19 protein-coding genes are annotated in these 21,308 nt (G+C 64.5%); 9 read left to right on the forward strand and 10 right to left on the reverse strand.

What is annotated here, in order from left to right:
• Positions 1-3: 3 nt before the first annotated feature.
• Both ACQS5P_RS17760 and ACQS5P_RS17765 read right to left on the reverse strand, forming a co-directional pair.
• Positions 4-984, reverse strand: a complete 981-nt coding sequence (locus tag ACQS5P_RS17760; RefSeq protein ID WP_428937961.1) for a peptidylprolyl isomerase — start codon at positions 982-984, stop codon at positions 4-6.
• 12 nt (positions 985-996) lie between these two features.
• A complete protein-coding gene (locus ACQS5P_RS17765; protein ID WP_428937962.1) occupies positions 997-2,079 on the reverse strand; it encodes a peptidylprolyl isomerase in 1,083 nt (360 codons plus the stop codon).
• A gap of 177 nt (positions 2,080-2,256) precedes the next feature.
• Between ACQS5P_RS17765 and ACQS5P_RS17770 the strand changes: the two genes are divergently transcribed.
• Together ACQS5P_RS17770 and ACQS5P_RS17775 are read left to right on the forward strand one after the other, a co-directional pair.
• Positions 2,257-3,282 carry a Gfo/Idh/MocA family protein gene (locus ACQS5P_RS17770; protein WP_428937963.1) on the forward strand — a complete coding sequence of 342 codons (1,026 nt, stop codon included), beginning with the start codon at positions 2,257-2,259 and terminating at the stop codon, positions 3,280-3,282.
• A gap of 74 nt (positions 3,283-3,356) precedes the next feature.
• On the forward strand, positions 3,357-4,967 hold the full coding sequence (locus ACQS5P_RS17775; protein WP_428937964.1) for an ATP-binding protein: 1,611 nt from the start codon (positions 3,357-3,359) through the stop codon (positions 4,965-4,967).
• A gap of 7 nt (positions 4,968-4,974) precedes the next feature.
• Here ACQS5P_RS17775 and ACQS5P_RS17780 read toward each other — a convergent pair whose 3' ends face one another.
• From ACQS5P_RS17780 to ACQS5P_RS17790, 3 genes are all read right to left on the reverse strand, one after another.
• Entirely contained in the window at positions 4,975-5,172 is a 198-nt protein-coding gene (locus ACQS5P_RS17780; protein ID WP_428937965.1) for a hypothetical protein, read from the reverse strand.
• Between the two features lie 192 nt (positions 5,173-5,364).
• Positions 5,365-6,258 (reverse strand): sugar phosphate isomerase/epimerase family protein, encoded by an 894-nt coding sequence (locus tag ACQS5P_RS17785; RefSeq protein ID WP_428937966.1) that lies wholly within the window; start codon positions 6,256-6,258, stop codon positions 5,365-5,367.
• A gap of 201 nt (positions 6,259-6,459) precedes the next feature.
• Positions 6,460-7,029, reverse strand: coding sequence for an anthranilate synthase component II (locus ACQS5P_RS17790; protein WP_428941040.1), 570 nt, complete (start codon positions 7,027-7,029; stop codon positions 6,460-6,462).
• Between the two features lie 529 nt (positions 7,030-7,558).
• Here ACQS5P_RS17790 and ACQS5P_RS17795 point away from each other — a divergent pair.
• The 3 genes from ACQS5P_RS17795 (at position 7,559) to ACQS5P_RS17805 (ending at position 9,847) form a co-directional block, all read left to right on the forward strand.
• The gene (locus tag ACQS5P_RS17795; RefSeq protein WP_428937967.1) at positions 7,559-7,879 is read left to right on the forward strand and encodes a heavy-metal-associated domain-containing protein; all 321 of its coding nucleotides are present in this window, start codon (positions 7,559-7,561) and stop codon (positions 7,877-7,879) included.
• A complete protein-coding gene (locus ACQS5P_RS17800) occupies positions 7,876-8,427 on the forward strand; it encodes a hypothetical protein (RefSeq protein ID WP_428937968.1) in 552 nt (183 codons plus the stop codon). Before ACQS5P_RS17795 ends, ACQS5P_RS17800 begins: the two co-directional genes overlap by 4 nt.
• Positions 8,428-8,713: 286 nt before the next feature.
• Positions 8,714-9,847 carry a TerC family protein gene (locus ACQS5P_RS17805; RefSeq protein ID WP_428937969.1) on the forward strand — a complete coding sequence of 378 codons (1,134 nt, stop codon included), beginning with the start codon at positions 8,714-8,716 and terminating at the stop codon, positions 9,845-9,847.
• Between the two features lie 50 nt (positions 9,848-9,897).
• Here ACQS5P_RS17805 and ACQS5P_RS17810 read toward each other — a convergent pair whose 3' ends face one another.
• Together ACQS5P_RS17810 and ACQS5P_RS17815 are read right to left on the reverse strand one after the other, a co-directional pair.
• Entirely contained in the window at positions 9,898-12,279 is a 2,382-nt protein-coding gene (locus ACQS5P_RS17810; RefSeq protein ID WP_428937970.1) for a TIM-barrel domain-containing protein, read from the reverse strand.
• An 11-nt stretch (positions 12,280-12,290) separates the two neighbouring features.
• Positions 12,291-14,615, reverse strand: coding sequence for a hypothetical protein (locus ACQS5P_RS17815; protein ID WP_428937971.1), 2,325 nt, complete (start codon positions 14,613-14,615; stop codon positions 12,291-12,293).
• 366 nt (positions 14,616-14,981) lie between these two features.
• Here ACQS5P_RS17815 and ACQS5P_RS17820 point away from each other — a divergent pair, with 366 nt between their 5' ends.
• Genes ACQS5P_RS17820 through ACQS5P_RS17835 form a run of 4 tightly spaced genes read left to right on the forward strand, consistent with a single transcriptional unit; the run spans position 14,982 to position 19,264 of the window.
• Entirely contained in the window at positions 14,982-16,124 is a 1,143-nt protein-coding gene (locus tag ACQS5P_RS17820; protein ID WP_428937972.1) for an iron-containing alcohol dehydrogenase, read from the forward strand.
• A 2-nt stretch (positions 16,125-16,126) separates the two neighbouring features.
• Positions 16,127-17,047, forward strand: a complete 921-nt coding sequence (locus tag ACQS5P_RS17825; protein WP_428937973.1) for a dihydrodipicolinate synthase family protein — start codon at positions 16,127-16,129, stop codon at positions 17,045-17,047.
• A gap of 30 nt (positions 17,048-17,077) precedes the next feature.
• A complete protein-coding gene (gene pdxA / locus ACQS5P_RS17830; protein WP_428941041.1) occupies positions 17,078-18,121 on the forward strand; it encodes a 4-hydroxythreonine-4-phosphate dehydrogenase PdxA in 1,044 nt (347 codons plus the stop codon).
• A gap of 12 nt (positions 18,122-18,133) precedes the next feature.
• Complete coding sequence (locus ACQS5P_RS17835) at positions 18,134-19,264, forward strand: four-carbon acid sugar kinase family protein (RefSeq protein WP_428937974.1); 1,131 nt, start codon at positions 18,134-18,136, stop codon at positions 19,262-19,264.
• Between the two features lie 14 nt (positions 19,265-19,278).
• Here ACQS5P_RS17835 and ACQS5P_RS17840 read toward each other — a convergent pair whose 3' ends face one another.
• The 3 genes from ACQS5P_RS17840 to ACQS5P_RS17850 all read right to left on the reverse strand — a co-directional run bounded on the left by ACQS5P_RS17840 (position 19,279) and on the right by ACQS5P_RS17850 (position 21,293).
• Complete coding sequence (locus ACQS5P_RS17840; RefSeq protein ID WP_428937975.1) at positions 19,279-19,785, reverse strand: MogA/MoaB family molybdenum cofactor biosynthesis protein; 507 nt, start codon at positions 19,783-19,785, stop codon at positions 19,279-19,281.
• A gap of 9 nt (positions 19,786-19,794) precedes the next feature.
• Positions 19,795-20,283 (reverse strand): hypothetical protein, encoded by a 489-nt coding sequence (locus tag ACQS5P_RS17845; protein WP_428937976.1) that lies wholly within the window; start codon positions 20,281-20,283, stop codon positions 19,795-19,797.
• 164 nt (positions 20,284-20,447) lie between these two features.
• On the reverse strand, positions 20,448-21,293 hold the full coding sequence (locus ACQS5P_RS17850; RefSeq protein ID WP_428937977.1) for a DUF3891 family protein: 846 nt from the start codon (positions 21,291-21,293) through the stop codon (positions 20,448-20,450).
• Positions 21,294-21,308: the final 15 nt, after the last annotated feature.

The following is a 21,308-nucleotide window of genomic DNA, read 5'->3' on the forward strand; positions in this document are numbered from 1 at the left end:
CCGTCAGCCCATTCGGGAGATGCGCATCTGGATAGCCGCGCGGCGGATCGCGACGGGCTGGCCGTTCTGCACCGGCGCCTGGAAGAAGCTGCCGCTCACGGGCGTGGTCGGAAGCTGGTCGATCGCGTCCAGCGTCGAGAGGCCCGAGACGACCTGCCCGAAGACCGCGTAGCCGAACGGACTCCATCCGGGAATGCCGTTGTTCGGGTTCAACTCCGGATTGTCGGTGACATTGAGGAAAAACGAGCTGGTAGCGGTGGCGGTGCCCTGATCGTCGGAGGCGCGGGCCATCGCAATCGACCCGCGGATGTTGGGCAGTCCGGCTTCCAGCGGGATCGGCGGCAGGGTGTCGATGGCGCTATTGGCCAGGTCCAGGCTGGTAAACGCCCCGCCCTGAAGCACCGAGATCATCGAGTTCTGCTCGACACGGCTGTTGCGGTGAATGATGGTTCCGTCGTAGCGACCCGTGTTGATGTAGCGGATGAAGTTGATGACCGTCTGCGGGGCCGCGTCCTTGCGCAGGCGAATTGCGATCGCGCCCATGGTGGTAGAGATTCTGGCCAGGGGCGTGTCGCTCTTGTCGTTGACCGCCAGGAAGTTGAAATCCCCGCCCGCTACCCCGTTGCCGCTGGGAAATCTGCCTTTGAACTCACCGTCGAGGTTGTGTCCGTCGGTGGCCTTGATTCGCGAGGCGATCAGTCGCACGCGATAGCTGGTGCCGGCTGGGATCGAGCCGCGGACGGTGATGCGGTTGCCGGACAGTCGCACGGAGGCCGGCACACGGGCGTCGTCGGCGGTTCCGAGTTTGCGGTCCGGGCCGTGCAGATACATGTAGACCGAGGTCTTGCTGACCGTGGACGGATCCACCGCGGCGTTAAGGGTGATGGTGGCTTCGCCGCGATTGTCGGCGATGACCCCCGCCACCGCAGGCAGGTGCATCAGGGTGCGGCATTCCAGCGTTTCAAAGAACTTCGACAAGGGCACAGGCTGATCCTCCTACGCCAGTGGGACAACCTTCATCCTCAGTGAGATTCGGCGAACGACGATCAGGTCGCGCAGCGGGTTGAGTCCGGCCTGCGCCTGGGTCGCGTCGTTAACCGGTACTGAATTGGTCAACGTGCCCGGGAACGACAGCGGCGGGTTGAGATTGGCGAAATTGATCCTGGGCTTGGCGGCGATGGCATCCAGCACGGCCAGCCCCGCGGCGCCGACCACTTCGCCGAATGCGGTGAAAGGCCCGGATCCGGTGCTCGTATCGTCCAGGAACGTGTTGTTGCCGAGGTTGAAGAAGAACTCGTTGGTGCCCGAGTTGGGGGATCCGGTCAGTGCCAGAGACAGCCGGCCACGCGTGTTGCTCACGCCCGGTTCGCCCTGCACGGGTGAGAATGCTTCGACGTCTTCCAGCTCGTTGCGGCTGTCGATTTTGATCCCGCCGCCCTGAATGACGAAGCCGGTTTCAGCGCGGGTGAAGATCATGTTGTCATACAGCCCGGCGTTGACATAGCGGAGGAAGTTGGCCACGTTCTTGGGCGTCAGATCGGTGAACAGCGAGACATTGAACGCCCCGGCGCTGGTGGACCAGCGTGCCAGGGGTCGGCCGGTGCGGACGAACTTTGTGCGGACATCGAAGATGCCGCCGGGAACGCCGTTGCCGCTGGGGAATCGGCCGGTGAACTCGCCGTCAAGAAAATCCCCGTCGGATGCCTTGATGGTCGAAGAGATCAACCGCACGCGGTACTGCTCAGTGGGCCGAACGGTGCCGCGAATGGTGATGCGCTGATTGGAATAGCGAACCGACGCAACCACGCGGGTATCATCAGCGGTACCGAGCGCGCCGTCGGCGCCGGCGGTGTACATGTAGACCGATTTCTTGTGGACGGTCGTCGGATCCAGCGGCGCGCTGACGGCGATGGTCACCTCGCCACGATGATCGGCGAACATGCCGGTCACGTTGGCGTGCAGGTGTCGGCGCTGCTCCAGCGGCTCGACGAACCCGGCGGGCGAGGCAGACGCGACCGAGCGGGCGCGGCCAATGACCTTCAGCGAGCGAATCACACGATCCAGCAGCGGAATGCGCACGGCGGTTCCTCCAAGGGTCCAATGGCTCAAACAGAATAACCGGGCGTTTCGTGATGATGCCCGTTCCGGTTTTTCAGTATCGGGATGAATAGCGGCACGGCGGCAAAGTGTCAAAAGTCGGCTCGCAGCGGCTCTCCCGAACTCCCGGCGTGCCTTAGAGACGACAAGGAGACCTACATGCTTTCATTGGCGCTGGTCGGCGGGGCTCACATCCACACGCCCGGGTTCCTGAAGATCCTCCAAAAGCGCGCAAGCGTGAAGTTGGCGGCGGTCTGGGACCACGACGCGGCCCGGGCGCAACGCCGCGCCGCGGAGGCGGGCGGGGCGCAGGTGGTGGATGATGTCGCTGAGATCTGGCGCGATCCGCAGATTCGGGCTGTGATCATCTGCTCGGAAACCAATCGTCATGAGTCGCTCGTCTGCGCCGCCGCTCAGGCGGGCAAGCACCTGTTCGTCGAAAAGCCACTGGGCATCGGCGCCGCCGACGCGCATCGCATGGCCAATGCGATCGAACGCGCCGGTGCGATCTTCCAGACGGGCTACGTATCGCGCGGATGGCCGCCAATCCTGTGGCTGCGACAGCACGTGCAGCAGGGGACTTTCGGCAAGATCACCCGCGCCCGCGCCAGCATTTGTCACTCCGGCGCGCTGGGCGGATGGTTCGACTCCGAGTGGCGCTGGATGGCCGATCTGGAGCAGGCGGGCGTGGGCGCGTTCGGCGATCTGGGAACTCATGGCCTGGACATCCTGATCTGGCTGCTGGGGGAAGTCGAGTCGGTGACGGCGGCACTGGATCCCGGGACGGGGCGATATCCGAATTGCGATGAAACCGGCGAGGCGTTGCTGCGTTTCAAGAATGGGACCATCGCGACCCTTGCCGCCGCCTGGGATGACCTGGCCAATCCGGTGCAGTACCTGATCAGCGGCACGGAGGCACATGCGGCGATCATCCAGGATGAGCTCTACGTCGTGAGCCACAAGCTCGGACTGGACGGCAAGACGCCGATCAAGGCTGCGGATTGTCCCAAAGGTTGGCCGCACCCGCTGGACTTGTTCCTTGATGCGGTGGAGGGTGGGGCCGGTCAGACGCCGCCCGGGTCGTCGGCACTGCTCGTGGGGGCGCAAGAGGCGGCGTACCGCAGCGCGGTGATGGAGAAGATTTATCTTTCGGCGCGATCGCGGGCGTGGGTTGCGGGACTGTGAGACGCTACACTGGATGCACCCGGCCAGGCGGGGACCGACGCAGCAGAGCAAAGGAGGGCTTCTGAGGAGCGGCCATGAAGCATCGAGCGGCGATTCTCCATTATGGCTGTGCGGTGGTGTCGGTGGCCGTGGCGTTGGGGGCGGTGCGCGGCATCGGACCCGCCGCCACAGGCGTGGCGCCGCTCTTTTTCGCCGCGGTGATGATCAGCTCCTGGTACGGCGGCCTGGGGCCGGGACTGCTCGCCTGCGCGCTGGCCGGGCTGGCGACCACCTTCTTCATCATCGAGCCGATCCATTCCTTTGCCATTGGGACCGACGACCTGATCCGCGAGATCATGTTCGTCGCGGTCTCGGTGTTGATCAGTTCACTGCACACCTCGACGCGTCGATCGGAGCTTCGCTATCGCCAGGCGATGGAGCAGGCCAATGCCGCCAACAGCGCCAAGGACCGTTTTCTGGCGGTTCTCAGCCACGAGCTGCGGAACCCGCTGACGCCAGTGCTGGCGGCGGCGACGCTGCGCAGCGACGACGCGCAGCTCGATTCGGCCATTCGCGAGGATTTCCGCATGATCCGTCGCAACATCGAGCTGGAAGCCAGGCTGATCGACGACCTGCTCGATTTGAATCGCCTGGCCCGGGGCAAGCTGGCGCTGGCTCGCCAGACGATCGATATTGGCGCCACAGTTCGCGACGCCGTCGCCATCTGCATGCCGGAGCTGAACAGCAAGGATCTCAGGCTGGTGATGCACGACACGGCCACGCGGCGAGAGGTACACGCCGACCCCGTGCGGCTGCGGCAGGTCTTCTGGAATCTGCTGAAGAACGCGATCAAGTTCACAGACTGTGGCGGGGTCATTACGGTGGCGATCCGAGATGCTGTGAGCTGCGAGCTGCCCGGGCAGACCGGCGGCGCCGTTGAAGTTGAAGTTGCCGACACAGGCATAGGGATAGCGCCGCAGGCTTTGGGCAGGATCTTCGACGCCTTCGAACAGGGCCAGGAATCGATCGCGCGTCATTTTGGAGGTCTTGGGCTGGGGCTGGCCATTGCGCGGGCGCTGGTGGTGGCGCACCGGGGAAGTATTGCTGCCCACAGCGACGGGCCGGGGCGAGGCGCTCGTTTCACGGTTTGCCTGCCGGCGCGCACACCAGCAGCCCAGACGACTGCGGCGCCGCCGGTTGCACCGGATAAGGCCAACGGGCGCGCAGCCGAAGGCAACGCGGCGGACGGACTGCACATCCTGCTGGTGGAGGATCATGCCGATACCGCGCGCCTGCTGGCGCGGCTGCTGGAACGATCCGCACATCGCGTCTGTCCTGCCAGTTCAATCAAAGAGGCATTAAGCATGGCCCGGGAAGCGACAGACAATCGCAAGTTCGACCTGGTCATCAGCGACATTGGATTGCCCGACGGCAGCGGCATCGATCTCATGCGCGAGCTGCGACGCACGTACGGGCTGCCGGGTATTGCGTTGACCGGATATGCGATGGAGTCGGACATCCGCGCCTGCGCCGAGGCTGGATTCATTGAGCACGTTGCCAAGCCAGTGGATCTGGCCCGGCTGGAGAGCGCGATTCGCGTGGTGGTTAAGAAGCGGTCCCACCCGCCAGCGCCGCCGGTGTCGTCGTCGATGCTGCCGAACGGTCCGACGTCTGCGCGTCGCGCCGATTCTCCCGCTTGCCATTGAGCTGGCGCTAAGCCGCGAACGCGATATCCCTGGATTCGTCGGGCGGGCAATAGCGGCGTGCGTACCACTCCTGGTCTGGCCGGTCGCTCACCCTGGCCTCGGGGCCATACAGCGCTTCTACCATCAGCTTGGCATCCGCTTCATCAGACGCCTCAACCCATCCCCGCAACCGGCCCTGTTTGTCGTGAACGAAGAACGTTTTCATAGTTTGGCTCTCGTCATTTGTTGTTCTGTTACGAGCTGTTCAGCGAACGTGTCGCAGTGGACAGGGAAGCAAGAAACGTTCCATCGCCCCTGGGCCACGGCGCAGGGATTCGGGACGGCAAACTGTCGCGGGAAGGTGGACCTGCCAGACCCGACTTGGACGCGTGATTCAAGGTCTTTGGCTCATGCCCGACTATACGCCGCGGAGGAAATCAAGCGAGTGCAGCAGGGCCGCCTTCTCGCCGGCCTCGCTGCCGTTGAAGTTCTCGTCCTCCAGCTCGACGCACACACCACCTTTGTAGCCCGCGGACTGAAGGATGCGGAAGATCTCGCCCCAGCGCGCCACACCGTGACCGGGAATCGTGTAGCGCCACGTCCACTCGCCGAAACCGTGAGGCTTGGCGAAGGCCGCGCCTTGCGTGCCGTATTCGTACAGAGCGTCGGCATCGAGGTCGGTATCCTTGGCGTGGACGTGCTTCACGTGCGGCGCGAACTCGCGGAGAAAACGAATGTGATCCACGCCCAGGCGAATCAGGTGCGATGGATCGTAGTTGATCCCCGCGCCGCGGCCAACGTCCTTCAGAAACGCGCGCACGGTCTCCGGCGTGCAGCCGAGGTTGGCCAGGTACGGCGCGCCCCCGGGCCAGCCCTCCACCACCAGCCAGGCTCCATGCTCGGCGCATGCGTGCGCGATCGGGGCGAAGCACTCCACGGCCAGGTCGTAGTTTTGTGCCCGAGGTCTGGTTGGATCGGCAGGGATGATGCAGGTGAAAAACACCTTTGCGCCCGCAGGCGCCAGACGTTGGATGTACTCGATGTTGCGGGCGATCAGCTCTTTGCGCGCGCCGGAGTCATCGGCCATGATCCGGCCAAAATCCAGCAGGTCGATCGATCCCACGTCCAGGCCGGCGTCGCGCACGGTCTTGAGGTCCTCGATCGAAACGTTCATCAGATCCAGCAGCGCAAAGCCGCTGGACCTGGCCCATTGCGCCAGTTCCCTGATCGATTTCTTCTGCCAGTCGCTCCAGCCGCGACGAAAGCCGATGGGGAAACTGCCGGTGCGTGTCACGCCAGGTGATGGATTCACTTGATGCTCCTTGGTGTAGCTCGTTGCAGATGTTGTCATCCGCGCCCAGCGGGTTGTCAAATGCGCGCGGTGCCAATGACCGCACAAGTGGACGCGTTGATTTGCGGGCTGCGCTGATGTGCTGCCCAGGCGCTCGCAGGCATCCGCGATCCGGGCGATGCGCAATTGCCAGTCGCACGAACGCTCGCGACGTTTCCAGGGCTACTTCTTCAGGAAGTTGGCCAGCAGCCTTTCGCCCTGCTCGGTCAGGAAACTCTCGGGGTGATACTGCACGCCCTCCAGCGGCCAGGTCTTGTGGCGAATGCCCATGATCTCGTCGTGGTCGGTCCAGGCGGAGATCTCAAAGTCCGCTGGCAGCGTGCCGTTCTTGATGATCAGGCTGTGATACCGCGTGGCAGTGAAGGGATTGGGCATGCCCTGGTAGATGCTCCGCCCGTCGTGATAAATGCGATCGGTCTTTCCGTGCATCAGCCGCTCTGCCCGCACCACCTGCGCGCCGCTGACGAAACCGATGCACTGATGCCCCAGGCACACCCCCAGCAACGGAATCTTCGGACCGAAGTGACGGATGATGTCATTGGAGATGCCGCCCTCGCGAGGCGTGCATGGGCCGGGGCTGATCACGATATGCGTCGGCTTCAGTTCCTCGACCTGCTCGACGCTGACCTTGTCATTGCGAAAGACCCTGATCACAAGGCCCGGCGCCACCTCTCCGAATCGCTGCACCAGGTTGTACGTGAAGCTGTCGTAGTTGTCGATGAGCACCAGCATCGCCAGCCAATCATAGGTCGCGCGCATAAAACAGCAAACGCCCTCGAAAGGGCGTCTGCTGCGGGCTATGGGGTTCCGACCCGGGGTTTCACGGGTGTGATGGGTCGGAATGCGCGGGCTATGTAATGGAGTCAGACCGGACCGATGAAACAACTCCTCACGTGTTGTATCTGCATCGACCGAATCGTCTCATACGGTCCGGCCTGACGAAGACACAATGAGCGAAGCGCGTGCCGCGCGGCCAATTCGGCGGCGGGGCGGCGCCAGGGCGTTTGCCGGGGTCGGCGGGGCGTTTGTCGCCGCTTCAAAGCGGCGGCGCGGCGTTGACAGCGATCGAAACGTCGCGGCCAACTACGACGCGCGGGCCAAAATGACGTGGAACCACCGTACGCCCACTCGCCCCCTCTCGTCCAACTCCGCTCAACTTTTTGATTGTCTGTGTCGCCCGGAGTACCTAACCTATTATCGATCGCTGGCGCGGCGCGTGTTCCTTAGCCGCTTGCCGCCTCGCCGGCTGTGGAGGAGCCTTATGCCTGAAGATGTTGCCCACGATGATCTTGCCGTCATCAAAGTGGAAGGCATGCATTGCCATCGATGCGAGCAGACGATTCAGAAGGCGCTGGCGTCGCGCCCCGGGGTGCGGGAGGTCGAGGTGGATTTCGCCAGCGGGCAGGCCTCAGTCCTGTATGATCGAAATCGAATCACCGTCAGGGAATTGATGGAGACGGTAACGCAGGCGGGCTACCGCGCCACCGGCTTTACCCAGAACCGCGCCGCCAGCCGACGGGGCGCAAGCGGCCGCCAAAACACCGGCAACAGCCCTTCGGCCAGTTCCCTGCCCCAGCAATGACTGATGTGCCCATCGGCGCCGATGAATCCGATCGCCGGCTCCACCGCCTGCGGCTGTTGCTTGATCGACCCATCGAGCAGCGAGTCCGGGAATACAAATACCGATTCGCCCAGGCGATGATTTTCGGCCTGCCGGTTCTGGGGCTTCAGTGGGTTGGCAACCGGCTGGGCGGCACCGCCGAAGAGGCCGAACGCTGGGTTGCCGTCCTCCAGGCACTGATGGGTGGATGGGTGGTCTATCTGTCCGCAACGGGGATGCTCGTCGAGCAAGTGCTGCTGATGTCGCGGCCTGCGCGCCCGTCCAGCCGGGCCTGGTGCGGTCGGCGCAACATTCCCGAGCTTCTGGTCTGCGTTTTTGCCGTTGCGCTGACTCTGTTCAGCCTGCTGTCGGTGACCGGTGTATTTGCGACCGGCCGCCCGTTCTACCGCCCGCTGCTTTTCCATTGGGCGGTCATGCTGTTGGCGGGCTGGTGCGGGCTGCGGTGGTGGATGCTGTGGCGCAGCTCCAGCAGGCCCCCGAGCGATTCAAAAACCATGCCCCAATTATAACGCTTGCTGTTGTACCACCAGCGGGCCTAGATTCGTTCGTATAATACGGCAGTAGACGCTCCCGACCGGGGAGTAGCCACCCGCATTCGTCGCGTGCTGACGAGTAGCGGCGGCGGTCGTCGTCATCACGGATGCCCTCCCGGCGACCGCCCATGCGATTGCCCCATGCTTCGCGTCTGGCAAGACCGGTCGGCAGCGCGCGGGTGATTGCGCGCGGCCGGCCGGTGCTTCGTTGGCACGTGCCTCCGCCGCCCCAAGTGACCCTGGCAAAGGAGGATTAACCCGAATGCTCTGGATCTGGATCGGTTTCATCGCCCTGGTGCTGTTCCTTCTGGCCTTGGACCTGGGAGTGTTTCACCGCAAGGCCCACGTCGTGACGATGCCCGAGGCGCTGGGCTGGTCGGCGGTCTGGATCACCCTGGGGCTGCTGTTCAGCGTGTTCGTCTACTTCGGATACGAGAACCACTGGATGGGCCTGGGCACGCGTCCCGACGCCGTCGATGGACTGATCAACGACGGCAGCCGCGCAACCGTCAAGTACATCACCGGCTACATCGTCGAAAAGTCCCTGAGCGTGGACAATATCTTCGTGATCGCGATGCTGTTCGGGTTTTTCGCGGTGCCGGCGATCTACCAGCATCGCGTGTTGTTCTGGGGCATTCTGGGCGCGCTGGTGATGCGCGGGCTGATGATTGGCCTGGGCGCCGCCCTGATCGCCCGTTTCCACTGGATCCTGTACATCTTCGGGGGGTTTTTGATTCTGACGGCGATCAAGATGCTGGTGATGAAGACCGACCACACCGATCCGGGCGCCAACATCGTCATACGCCTGACACGTCGCCTGTTCCCCGTGACCGACACGTTTCACGGGCAGCACTTCTTCGTTCGCGCCGGATCCAGCCAGTCGCACGAGCCGATCGCCCCGGCGGGCGCGCCCGTCGCCGACGCGGGCGTGCGTCCGCACGATGCCGCCGTCGCCGTCCTCGAAAAAACCGCACGCGGGAAAATCATGCTCACCCCCCTGGCGCTGGCCCTGATCATGGTCGAAACCACCGACCTGATCTTCGCCGTCGATTCCATTCCCGCCATCTTCGCCATCACCGCCGATCCGTTCCTGGTCTTCACCAGCAACGTCTTTGCCATCCTCGGGCTTCGCAGCCTGTACTTCGCGCTGGCCGGAATGATGGACAAGTTCCGCTATCTGAAAGTGGCGTTGGCGATCATCCTGGCGGTCGTGGGCGCCAAGATGCTCATGCACACGTGGCTCAAGCAGGTATTGGGTGAGAGCTTCAACTTCTATCTGCTGGGGCTGGTGCTGATGATCCTGGCGGGCGGGGTGGTGTTCTCGATCCTGGCCGACCGCCGCGACGCCGCCGCCGATCCTGCCGCGCCGCCCACATGCCCGGATCACACAATCTGAAAGCCGGCTGGCGTGTCGATGCATTCGCCGGTTGCGCCCGGATCCTGTGATCATCCGTCCTTCGCGCGGGCCGGCAGGGACTGCTCCTGGCCGCTGTAGTCTACCGAGGCTGCGTGCGCTGCGTCGATGACGACATTGAATCTCCGCTGCCGCGGCATGCCGGCAAATCCGCCGATCCGCCGCCCCAATGTGAGCAGGCCGGCGCGGTCGCTCCAACGGATGGGAGTCCAGGTGAACTCGCCCGATTCGTACCCGTAGCCGTCGCCTTCGTCGTCGTACAGGTCGCAGCTCGCGTCGGCCCCGCCATACACGCGAAGCTCGATCGGGCCATGCGGTTGTTCGTTGGCGTGCTGCATCAGCGGGCCCATCGGAATGATCGACCCGCCACGGACGAACAGCGGCAGACTCGACAGCGGCGCCGGCGCGTCGATCGTCTGGCTGCCGGCGTATCGCTGGTTCGTCCAGAAGTCGATCCAATCGCATCCCGCGGGCAGGTAGACGCGTCGGGACGTAGCGGCGGGCTGGGTTACCGGGCAGACCAGCATCGCCGGGCCGAACATGAACTGATCATCGATACTCAGCGCCTTTGCATCATGCCGGAAATCAAACGCCAGCGCGCGCATCATCGTGTAGTCGCGATGCGTCTCCCACGCGGCCAATGAATAGATGTACGGCAGCAGTCGATAACGCAGGTGAAGGAACTTGACCAGCGTGTCGTACCAGACCGATCCCGGCTCGCCGAAGCGCCAGATCTCCCTGGGCGTATCGGTGCCATGCGCGCGGAGCATCGGCAGGAAGCAGCCGAGCTGGAACCAGCGGACATACAGCTCGCGGTAGGCTTCGTCCTCGCAGCCGCGCGGATAGTCACCGTTCCAGAACCACTGCTCCTTCTTCGCGACGAAGAATCCACCGACATCCAGCGTCCAGCGCGGGTTGCCCGTGATGCAGAAGTTGAGCCCATCAGCGATCTGCTTCCGCAACACCTCCCATCGCGCTGAAATATCCCCCGACCATGTAATCGTGCCGTATCGCTGCTGGCCGGAGTAGCTGCTGCGCGTCAGATTCACGACGCGCTTGTCGCTGCTGACGGATCGCTGCCCTTCATAGATGCCCTGAGAGTGAAGCAGCGAGTAGGCGTTGATGAACTCCGGATCGAGGTACTTCTTGAACTGCTCGACGTTCATCACCAGCCTCTTCCAAGGCTCGGGCTTGACCTTGCCCCGCCAGTCGCCCTCGAACGGCTCCGTGCAGTCACACCACCATGCATCGGTGCCGTATTGGAAGATCCCCTCGTTGCATTGCTTCCAGTACAGTGCCCGTCCCGCGGCGGAAAAGGCGTCGTAGTTCGCGTCGTTGCCCAGCAGCAGACCGGCCTGACGCATCTGGACCTGATTCGGGCACTCCCCGCGCATCGACGGCCAGATCGACACCATGAACTTCACGTTCATTGCATGCAGATCGTCGCAGAGCTGCTTCACATCCGGATACCGCGCCGGATCGAAGCTCTTTTGTCCCCACTGCCCCTTCGGCCAGCTCTGCCAGTCCTGCACGATGCAGTCCAGCGGCAGGTTCCTGCGGCGATACTCCCTGGCGATCTCCAGCAGTTCTTGCTGGCTCCGGTAGTGTTCCTTCGACTGGATGTACCCGTACGCCCAGCGCGGAAACATCGGCACCCCGCCAGTGAGCTTGCGATAGCCCGCGACGATCTGGTCGAGCTCCGGCCCGTAGATGAAATAGAAGTCCATCTCGTCATCCACGTCCGTCCAGAAGTACGAGCCGTACTGGTCGTCGTGAAAGCTCGCCAGCGAGTAGCTGTCCCACAGGATCCCCCAGCCGCGCGACGAGACGATCATCGGCACGGCTACCTTCATGTTCTGCTGATACAGGTACTGACTGTGCCCTCGGTAGTTGAGGATGCCTTCTTCATGCTGCCCCAGGCCATAGATCGCCTCTCCATCGGCGAACTCGAATTCGAGCCTGGTGGAGCAGGCGGTGCGATCCAAAACGGTCGTGTAGTTCTGCGCCGAGGTTCGCACGCCATCGACGGTGCGCGTCTCCTGAACGCGCGCCGACTTGTCGAAGATGTTGCGATAGACCGGCACCTCGTCGAGTGTCTTGCCGCCGCGCGCCGGCTCGCGAACCAGCACGCTGCCCGCCGCGTCGGTCCAGGTGAAAGCCCCGGTGGACTTGAGGATGCTGAGCCGCAGCGATGCGGTAGATAGAGTGATCGACACATCATCTTCGCGCAGTTCCCACGGCGCGTTCTGCCGTGGCTGCGGCAGAATCATGTAACCGGGTGCATCGGCAAACGTATTGCGCAGGGTGTGGGTGACACGGATGATCCGCTCATCGATGATCCGCAGCCGCAGCAACCCGCCGTCGCCGTGAAGGATCAGGGCATCTTCCTGTCGTTCGTGTCGAGTGATCCGCATGCCGGGGAGCATCATACGCGACGACGGCGGCCGCGCGCAGCGCACAGCACGATGCCAAGGCCCGCCAAACCGCAGCCGGCCGGATCGGGCACGCTGGCAATGGGAAGCCCCAGCTCCGCAAGCGCGTCCAGCAGTGTGGACAGCCCCTGGGGATTGGCGATGCCCGCCTGCCAGTTCATCGCCAGCAGCTCCAGGTCGTTTGCATCGATCAGCCCGTCGTAGTTGAAGTCGCCGGATGCCCAGTAGCCCGAGGACTGCCAGTTCATCGCCAGCTTGTACACGTCTCGGATGTCCACCCGCCCGTCGAGCGTCGCATCGCCCAAGAAAGTCACGCCCATCACAACCGTGGTGCTGTCCACCGCCTGGCCGGCGAACGTGGCGATGCCCAGCTCGCCCGCCTCGGCGATGCCGATGCCCGTTCCCGGCAGCGCCCGCACCAGTGCGCTGTTGATCCCCGCGCCGTCCCACTGGCCGTTGTCGTAGCCGCTGATGATCTGCGCCAGCAACGAAGCCAGCGGACTGCTGGCGGGGTCGGCATAGTCGAAGATCCCGGCGCCGCCCAGGTCCAGCGCGCCGCCGTTGAAGCGGATGCTGCTGGTTTCGCCGACGCGCACGAGCTTGTGCGCGCGGATCCATCCGGCGTTCAGTGACAGCGTGGCGCTTGCTCCGCCGCCGCCCACCAGCAACGTGCCCGCGTGCTGTCCGACTGCGTCGACCAGCACCGTGCCCGTCGTGATCCGCGCCGTATCGTACTTGCTCGGCTGCCAGACAATGTCCCAGTTGGTGATCTGCGCGTAACGGTTGCTCGTCGCGCCGCTGAAGGTGATCGGGGTCGGCGCCGGCCACTCGGCAAGCTCGTTGATGTACTCCTCGAGGTTGGTGTAGCCGTCGGAGTCGAAATCGCCGTTGTTGCTTGGGGCGTTGGGGTTCAGCCCATGCGCGATTTCCCAGGCGTTGGGGATGCCGTCGCCGTCGGTGTCGAAGCCCGCCGGACGGCTGACCACGGGCGTGTTCAGCATCGCGCGCCACTCGACGCCCTCGTTGGGGTCGGGGTTGAACGGATCATCCGCCCAGGCGACGATTCGCCCGGTGCCCGTGCGGGCTTCGTGCGCGATCCGCTCATCGATGGTGTCGATGACGGCGTCGCGCATCCACCAGTTGGCGCCGGCATAGCTGAGCACGCGGTTGAACGCGACAGTGGCGCTGTCGGTCACGCCGAAGTAGGGCACCGAGAAAGCCGAGTCGGTAACGAACGTGGAGGATCCGAAGTCGCTGTTGCTCAGCGCCACACCGTCCAGCGCGTCGCCGTCCTTGTTGATGTCCTTCAGATTCCCCAGGTGAAACACGCGTGTGCCGGTGGAGTTGTTGCCGCTGAAGATGCCGGTCCCTCCGGATCGGCTGGTGGTCAACGTGCTGGTTCCGCCCACCGGGTCTTCTCCGCCCGGGCCGGCGAGGTAGAAGTTGCCTACGAACTTGTTGAAGCTTGGCTGTCCGGCGCCGCCGGTGCCGGCGGTGCCCAGCCAGTTGTAAAAGACGTTGTTTCGGAAGTCATTGTGGGCGCCGGTGCCGACCTCGCTGCCGACGCGTGGAAGCCGGCCCTTCAGATGCGCGTAGAGGTTGTGGTGTACGCTGAACTTGGCGTTCGAGCCTCCCTGAAGAAGCGAGCCCAGCGCGTGACCGGTGTAGGTGAGGGTGCCGGCCTCGGCGTCGGCCTGCGGATAGTTTTGCCCCTGCGCGATGTTCGAGTACTGGATGGTCACATTGCCCGCCAGCTCGTTGGCGGAAATCGTCTCGTCGGTGGCATAAACGGTGGTGACGTGATCGATCATCACGTTGGTGGCACTGATGTCCAGGGCATCATAAACGTAGGAGTCGGGGAAATCTCCGGGCGTGGGGGGCTTGCCAGGTTCATTGAAGTTGCGATTGCCGTAGCCCGGGGCAAAGGTGATGTTGCGGATGATGTTGTTGCTGCCCGGCTTGGTTACCCCGCCCATGATGATCACCCGCCCCGGCGCGGTCTGCCCGGCCAGCGTGATGTTCGAGGGGATCGTGAACCGCGATTGCGTGTCCCAGCCGTTGCCGTTGCCGTCCCAGCCCGCGACCGAGCGACCAAGATTGATCACGCCCGCGACGTCGAAGACGATCGTGCGTGGCCCGGCGGGGAAGTTGGCATCGTTCAGGCCGTAGCGAAGCGTGCCCGGGGCGTTGTCCGCGAAGCTGGCATCGAGCCGGGTGACATGATAGACGACTCCGCCGCGTCCGCCGCTGACTGTCCCCGCGGCGCCGTCGGCTCCGGGAAAGGCGGGGATGGTCTGCGCTGCCAGCGTGGCGGTCATGCCCAGCACTGACCAAGCGCCAAATGGAGCCGAACGGATGAATCGCGTCCTCCGCCTCGCACAGGTTGGTGCCATGCAGTGTCCCTCAGGCTGAATCGGTGCGGCATCAGCGCCGCCGGCAACGGCAAGTCTTGCAGCCCAAGGTATCGGGTGTCGCTCGATGCGGCAGTGCGATCCAGCGTAATTGTTTTACGATTTGGCGCAGGGGCCGGGACGCCGCCCGTGAGTTTTCCGGCCAAATTGAGCCGTCGCTGATGCGCGGCAGCCGCAGGCGCATTCGGGCGGCATTGTCGCGCGCCGGGCGGTCGCTTAGCATCTGCCGCAGGCCAGGCGTGCGCGGCAGCCGCAACGCGGCCTGGCACACGCATGAACAGCATCACGCAACGACTCATCACGCTGCACCAGCCACGCACGCTCGTCTTCGGCGCGGGCGCGATCGAACAGTGCGCCCAGGACCTGGCCGCGCGGCGGTTCGGGCGACGCTTCATCGTCACCTCGCCGCCGACGCGATCGTTGTGCCGTCCACTGCAATCGGATGGCACGGTGATCTGGGACGGCGTGTCCCAGGAGCCGACGATCCAGACTTTTTTGGACGCGCTGGCGGCGGCGCGACAGGCGCGGGCGGACGTCGTCATCGGCCTGGGCGGGGGAAGTGCGATGGACGTGGCCAAGCTCGTCGCCGCGTTCGTTGACAGCCAGCAGGACATCCGCGATGCCTTCGGAATCGGAAAGCTCGCCGGACGATCCACCGGCCTGGTGTGCCTGCCGACGACCTCCGGCACCGGAAGCGAAGTTTCGCCCAACGCGATCCTGCTCGATGAAACGGATCAACTCAAAAAGGGCGTGATCAGCCCGCACCTGATGCCCGACGCCGCCTACGTCGATCCGGCCCTGACGCTGAGCGTTCCGCCCGCGGTCACCGCCTCCACGGGAATGGATGCGCTGACGCACTGCATCGAGGCGTACGCGAACAGACTGGCGCACCCGATGATCGATCTGTATGCGCTTCAGGGGGTGAGGCTGATCGCGCAGAACCTGGCGCGCGCCGTCGAGCATGGAAATGACCTTGAGGCGCGGACGAACCTGGCGCTGGGCAGCCTGTACGGCGGGATTGTGCTGGGTCCGGTGAACACCGGGGCGGTGCACGCGCTGGCGTATCCGCTGGGCGGGGAATTTCACGTGGCGCATGGCGTGTCCAATGCGGTCCTGCTGCCGCACGTGCTGGAGTTCAACCTCCCGGCTGCGCCGGATCGTTATGCCGACATCGCCATCGCGCTGGGCGCGCAACGCGGCGGCGACGATCTGGAGACCGCGCGGCGGGGGCTTGAGATCATCAAGGATCTGTCACGCCGATGTGCGATACCCTCGCGGTTGTCGGAGCTGAACATTCCCCGCGATGCCATCGAGCGAATGGCTCGCGCGGCCATGACCGTCACGCGTCTGCTGGAGCGGAATGTCAGGCCGCTGACCCTGGACGATGCGATCGAAATCTACAGGAGCGCATTCTGACCGTGAACGACACGAACGCAAACACGAACCTGAAGACAAACCCACAGACGCCAGGGGGCGCCGCCGCAGGCACCAACAGGTATTGTGGCGTGGTTGTCCCGATGGTCTCCCCGTTCACGCCCGCCGGCGACATCGATCAGCAGGCCGTGCCACGCGTGGTCGAGCTTCTGCTGGCCGGAAGGGTTGCCGGAATCTTCCCGCTGGGCACGACCGGCGAGGCGGCGTCCATCCACCCGATGGAACGTCGCAAGCTCGTGGAATACACCGTCGCCGCCGTCAACGGCCGCGCCATGGTCTACGCCGGAATCTCCAGCAACTGCTTCCGCGAGTCGGTCGAGGCCGCCAGGGATTACAGCAGTTTCGGCGTCGATGCCGTCGTGGCGCACATGCCCTGCTACTATCCGTTGAACGATGCGGAGATCGAGGCGTATTTCCTTCGCCTGGCCGACAGCGTTCCGCTGCCGCTGGTGCTGTACAACATCCCCATTACCACGCATCATCACATTTCGCTGGACGTGGTTGACCGCCTTCGCCGGCATCCGAACATCGTGGCGATCAAGGACTCGGCCAATGACGCGCATCGGCTGACGGAGCTGCTGCGGCGATGCGGCGGGCGGGGCGGATTCCCGGTGCTTCTGGGTTCCAGTTCGCTGTTCACGCACGGGCTGAAACACGGCGGAGTCGGGCTGGTCCCCAGCGGAGCACACCTGGTTGCAGCGGAGTACACCGCCATGTACGAGGCCGCCATGGCCCAGCGATGGGACGAGGTCGAACGCCTCCAGCGCGAGACCGACGCGGTGTGTGCCCAGTACCTGAAAGGCCGGAGCCTCGGCGAGGGGCTGGCGGTATTGAAGTGGATGCTCGAGCAGCGCGGTATCTGCCGCCGCACCATGCTCCCGCCGATTCGAGATTACCAGGGATAGCACAAAGTGAAACCGATCATCGGCATCAGCATGGGTGATCCGGCCGGGGTCGGGCCGGAGATCATTGCCTCGGCGCTGGCGAAGGATGTTGTGCATGAGCTTTGCCGGCCGATCGTCATCGGCGATGCATCGGTAATGCGCCGGGCGACGAGTTACGCGCGAACGTTCCAGCAGATTCATGCCGTCAGGAACGTCGAGGATGCTCATTTTTCGCGCGATGCGATCGACGTCTACGACCTGGGCAACGTCGATGTGCAGAAGCTCGAGATCGGCAAGGTCTCGGCGATGGCGGGACACGCGGCGTTCGAGGCCGTCCGAGTGCTGATCGAGCTGGCGATGGCCGGCAAGGTCCACGCCACCGTCACCGCGCCGATCCACAAGGAGGCCCTGGTCGCGGCGGGACATCATTTCCCCGGCCATACCGAGATCTTCGCGCACTTCACCGGCACCAGCGATTTCACGATGATGCTGGCGGCGGGGAACGTGCGCGTCGTGCACGTCTCGACGCATGTTTCGCTGCGGCAGGCGTGCGATGCGGTCAGGCAGGACCGCGTGCTGAAGGTGATCCAGCTTGCCCACGATGCCTGCCGAAAGCTCGGCATCGACCGTCCGAAGATCGGCGTGGCGGGGCTGAACCCTCACGCCAGCGACGGTGGACTGTTCGGCACCGAGGAACAGCAGCACATCATCCCCGCCATCCAGCAGGCGCGCGCCATGGGCATGGACGTTGAAGGTCCGCAGCCGGCGGACACATTCTTTCCCAAGGTGGTGGCCGGCGCCTACGACATCGCGGTGGCGATGTACCACGACCAGGGGCACATTCCCGTCAAGCTCCAGGGGTTCAAGTACGATGCCGGGCGCCGGGCGTGGGTGAGCGTGAGAGGAATCAACGTTTCATTGGGCATGCCGATCATCCGCGCGTCGGTGGATCACGGCACGGCTTTCGACCAGGCGGGCCACGGCACCGCCAGCGACGCCAGCCTGCTGGATGCGATCGAGTATGCGGCGAAGATGTCGGCGGCGGGGCAGGGGACGACGGGAGAGCGGACAGCGGGGCAGGGCGCGGCGCGGTAGCAGGTCCAATCGATGCAGCGTGCACTGGTGATTGCCGACGATCTGAGCGGCGCCGCGGAGATTGCGGGGCTGGGGCATCGGTATGGGCTGAGCGCGCGACTGGCTCGCGCGCCGGGCGGTGCACCGGCGTCGCCGGGGCTGAGCGTGTTCGACACGGATTCGCGCGCGTTGCCAGCCGAGTCGGCGGCGCAGTGCGTGCGGTCGTTGCTCAGGCATCTTGCCGATGAGCCGTTTGACCTGATCTACAAAAAGACCGATTCGGTGCTCCGCGGTCCCGTTCGCGCGGAAATCGAAGCGGTGATGGAGGTCTTCAATCGACGCGCGGCGTTGCTGGTGGCGGCCAACCCGTCCCGCGGGCGAACCATCCGCCAGGGCGTCTACCGGATCGACGGAGTTCCGCTGGATCAGACGCCCTTTGCCGATGACCCTGATCATCCGGCCCGATCATCGCATGTGCTGGAGCTGCTGGCGAAGCACGGCACGCAGCGGCTGCACATCGCCGATCCCAACGCCTGCGCGACGCTGGAGCCTGGAATCACGCTGGGTGATGCCGGCAGCGCCGAAGATGTGGATCGCTGGGCCAGCCTGCTCGATCAGCAGGTGCTGCCGTGCGGAGGTGCTGATTTTTTCCAGGCGATTCTGCGTCAGCGCGGTCTTGGCCCGGTCAGGCCATTTCTGGACAGGATGCAAGGCGACACGCGACTGTTCGTCTGCGGTAGCGCGTCGGCATACAGCCGGCAACTTGCCCACATCGCTGAGCGCCATTCGGTGCAGGTTCTGCCGATGCCGGACGACACTGGAGTGTGGATCGGACAGGTGCGAGCTGCGCTGGAACGCACCGAGCGAGCGATGATCAACATCGCCCGGCCGATCGACCGCTCCCCCGGCGCCAGCCTGCGGTATCAGGAGGCGCTGGCGGAGGTGGTGGAGGCGGTGCTGCAACGCTCTCGGATCGACCTGATTTTTCTGGAGGGCGGAGCAACGGCGTCGGCGGTCTGCCGTCGATTGGGCTGGGATACGTTCGCTATCGTCGGCGAGCTTGCCACTGGCGTGGTCGCGATGCAGCCGCAGCGGCCGCAGGCTCCCGGCATCGTCGTCAAGCCGGGCAGTTATCCCTGGCCGGATGCGGTCTGGCGCGGCTGAAGCTGAAGACCGGCTCACTTTCGCAGCTCATACAGCAGGTGCCGCAGCTCCGGCAGGATGAGTTGGGTCATCGCCAGCTCCACGGCTTTGGTAGATCCGGGCATGGCGAAGAGGGGCTTGCCGCCGGCGATTCCGGCGATGGCGCGGCTAAGCATCGCTGCGCTGCCGATCTGCTGCCAGCTCAGCATGCGGAACAACTCGCCGAAGCCGGGCAGCAAGTGCGTCAGGTGCTTCTGGATCAGGGGGATGGTCTGATCGCGCCGGCTGATGCCGGTGCCGCCGTTGGTCAGCACGACATCAATCGTTTCGCGAGCCAGAAGGTCCAGCAGGAGCATTTCCAGCTCCGCCGGCTCGTCACGGATGATCTGGTAGAAAGCGACCTGGTGTCCGTCGGATTCGAGCAGTTCCCGGATCCGCCGGCCGCTGGCGTCGGTCGCTTCAGTCCGCGTGTCGCTGAGGGTGATGATCGCGCATCGCGCGACCAGAAGCTGCGACGAGCTGCGGTGCTGTTCGTGGGCCATGACGCGGATTCACGAGGGGATCGCCGGCTGCGTCGTCGGCGGTTCTGCCGTCTGTGGCGCGGGCGAGTGGGGCACTTCGGTTGGCATCTGCTCCTCCCGAACCACGCTCACTCCGCCATCGGCGTCGGTGACGATGATCGTGTTGGCTCCGGGCTTGAGCGTCACGTCGATGCGACTGGGGCTGTCGCGGCTGATGGCCAGCAGGTCGCTGAACGTATGCTGCCCGAGGTAGACGCGCAGGATGGCGTCGGTGTTGCCGACGAATCGCCCGGTGCGTCGTCCGGTGGATGCGGTTTTGCCCGGGGGCACCACCACGCCGCCGATGGGCTCGTCGGCGCGGGGCGACTCGATGGCCAGATCCTCCGGCGACTTCCAGCCCTGCTCCCACGCCGGGCCGTTCTTGGTCAGCCAGACGGTAACCGTTCTGGCCGAGCGGTTCTCGACGGTCACGTCGTAGGTTCGCTTCTGAACCTTCGGGCCGCAGCCGATCAGCAGCATACACGCGAGCAGGCTCCGGCAGCCGAACAACAAAGCGGCGGTTCTCATGCCACGCAATGTACGGGTTTGCTTCCGGGCAGTAAATGATTTTTGTCTGTCCGGGTGTGCGGGCTGGCGGCAGGTGGAGCATCCGCACGGGCCGAACGCCGTGATACTGCATCCATTCACCCGCGACGGATGAGCGAGGAAAAGTACTCCACCGGCGCTGCGGCGTATGCCCGGCGGAAGCTGGATTCATCATCCCATCGCTGCGCCCGCAGCCGGCGAATGGGAACCCGCACGCGTATTTCGTCGCCGCTGAATGGCCAGGGATCCACCGCCAACACATCGTCGGCGCGGCGGAGCTGGAGTGTGACCGGCGTCGTGGCGCCGGGACGAGGCAGCATCTGTTGCACCTGCGAGAATGGCGGGGTTGTGCAACAGACGCCAAGGCTGATCGTGTCCATCGCCTGAAGCAGACGAAAGTCGAACGTCAATCGCTGCTCTTTCGGGTCGGTGGTTGAAGGATCGGCCAGGCCGTTGGTCAGCGGTCGATCGGTGCGCATGCCCAGTCGCTTGCGCAACGACTCCTGAAGCTCGATCATGTTGTGCTGGAAACGATTGATTTCGAATCGTGCGCGGGGATCGGACAGATTCCAGCGGCTGCTGGGACCCGAAGCCGACGGATGCGACGCGGCGAAGATGGACAGGGCCAGGCTGTGAAGGCTGACCAGCAGCCCGGCGTAGTCATCCTGCGCCGCCGCCCGCCGCGCTGATTCCTCCCACACTTTCAGCGCAAGTTCCCGCGGGGATTCGAACACGTCCAGGGGCTGGCCCCGGGCGTTGAGGCTCGGCGCCTGGTCATGCAGCGGCCAGCCGCTGTCATGCATCGCGATCCCGAGGATCGCCGACTGCGAACTTGGCGGCGAAAAGCGATCGTTGCCCAGATGCCTGGCCAGCTCCCCGGCCAGCCGGGCGTGATCATCCTGCGTGATCAGCCAGTACTCGTTGCCAACCTGTCGGCGGATCATCCGGTGAGACCAGTT

Origin of the sequence: Fontivita pretiosa, assembly GCF_050410795.1 — a bacterium.
In the GTDB taxonomy this organism is placed as follows: domain Bacteria; phylum Planctomycetota; class Phycisphaerae; order Tepidisphaerales; family Tepidisphaeraceae; genus Fontivita; species Fontivita pretiosa.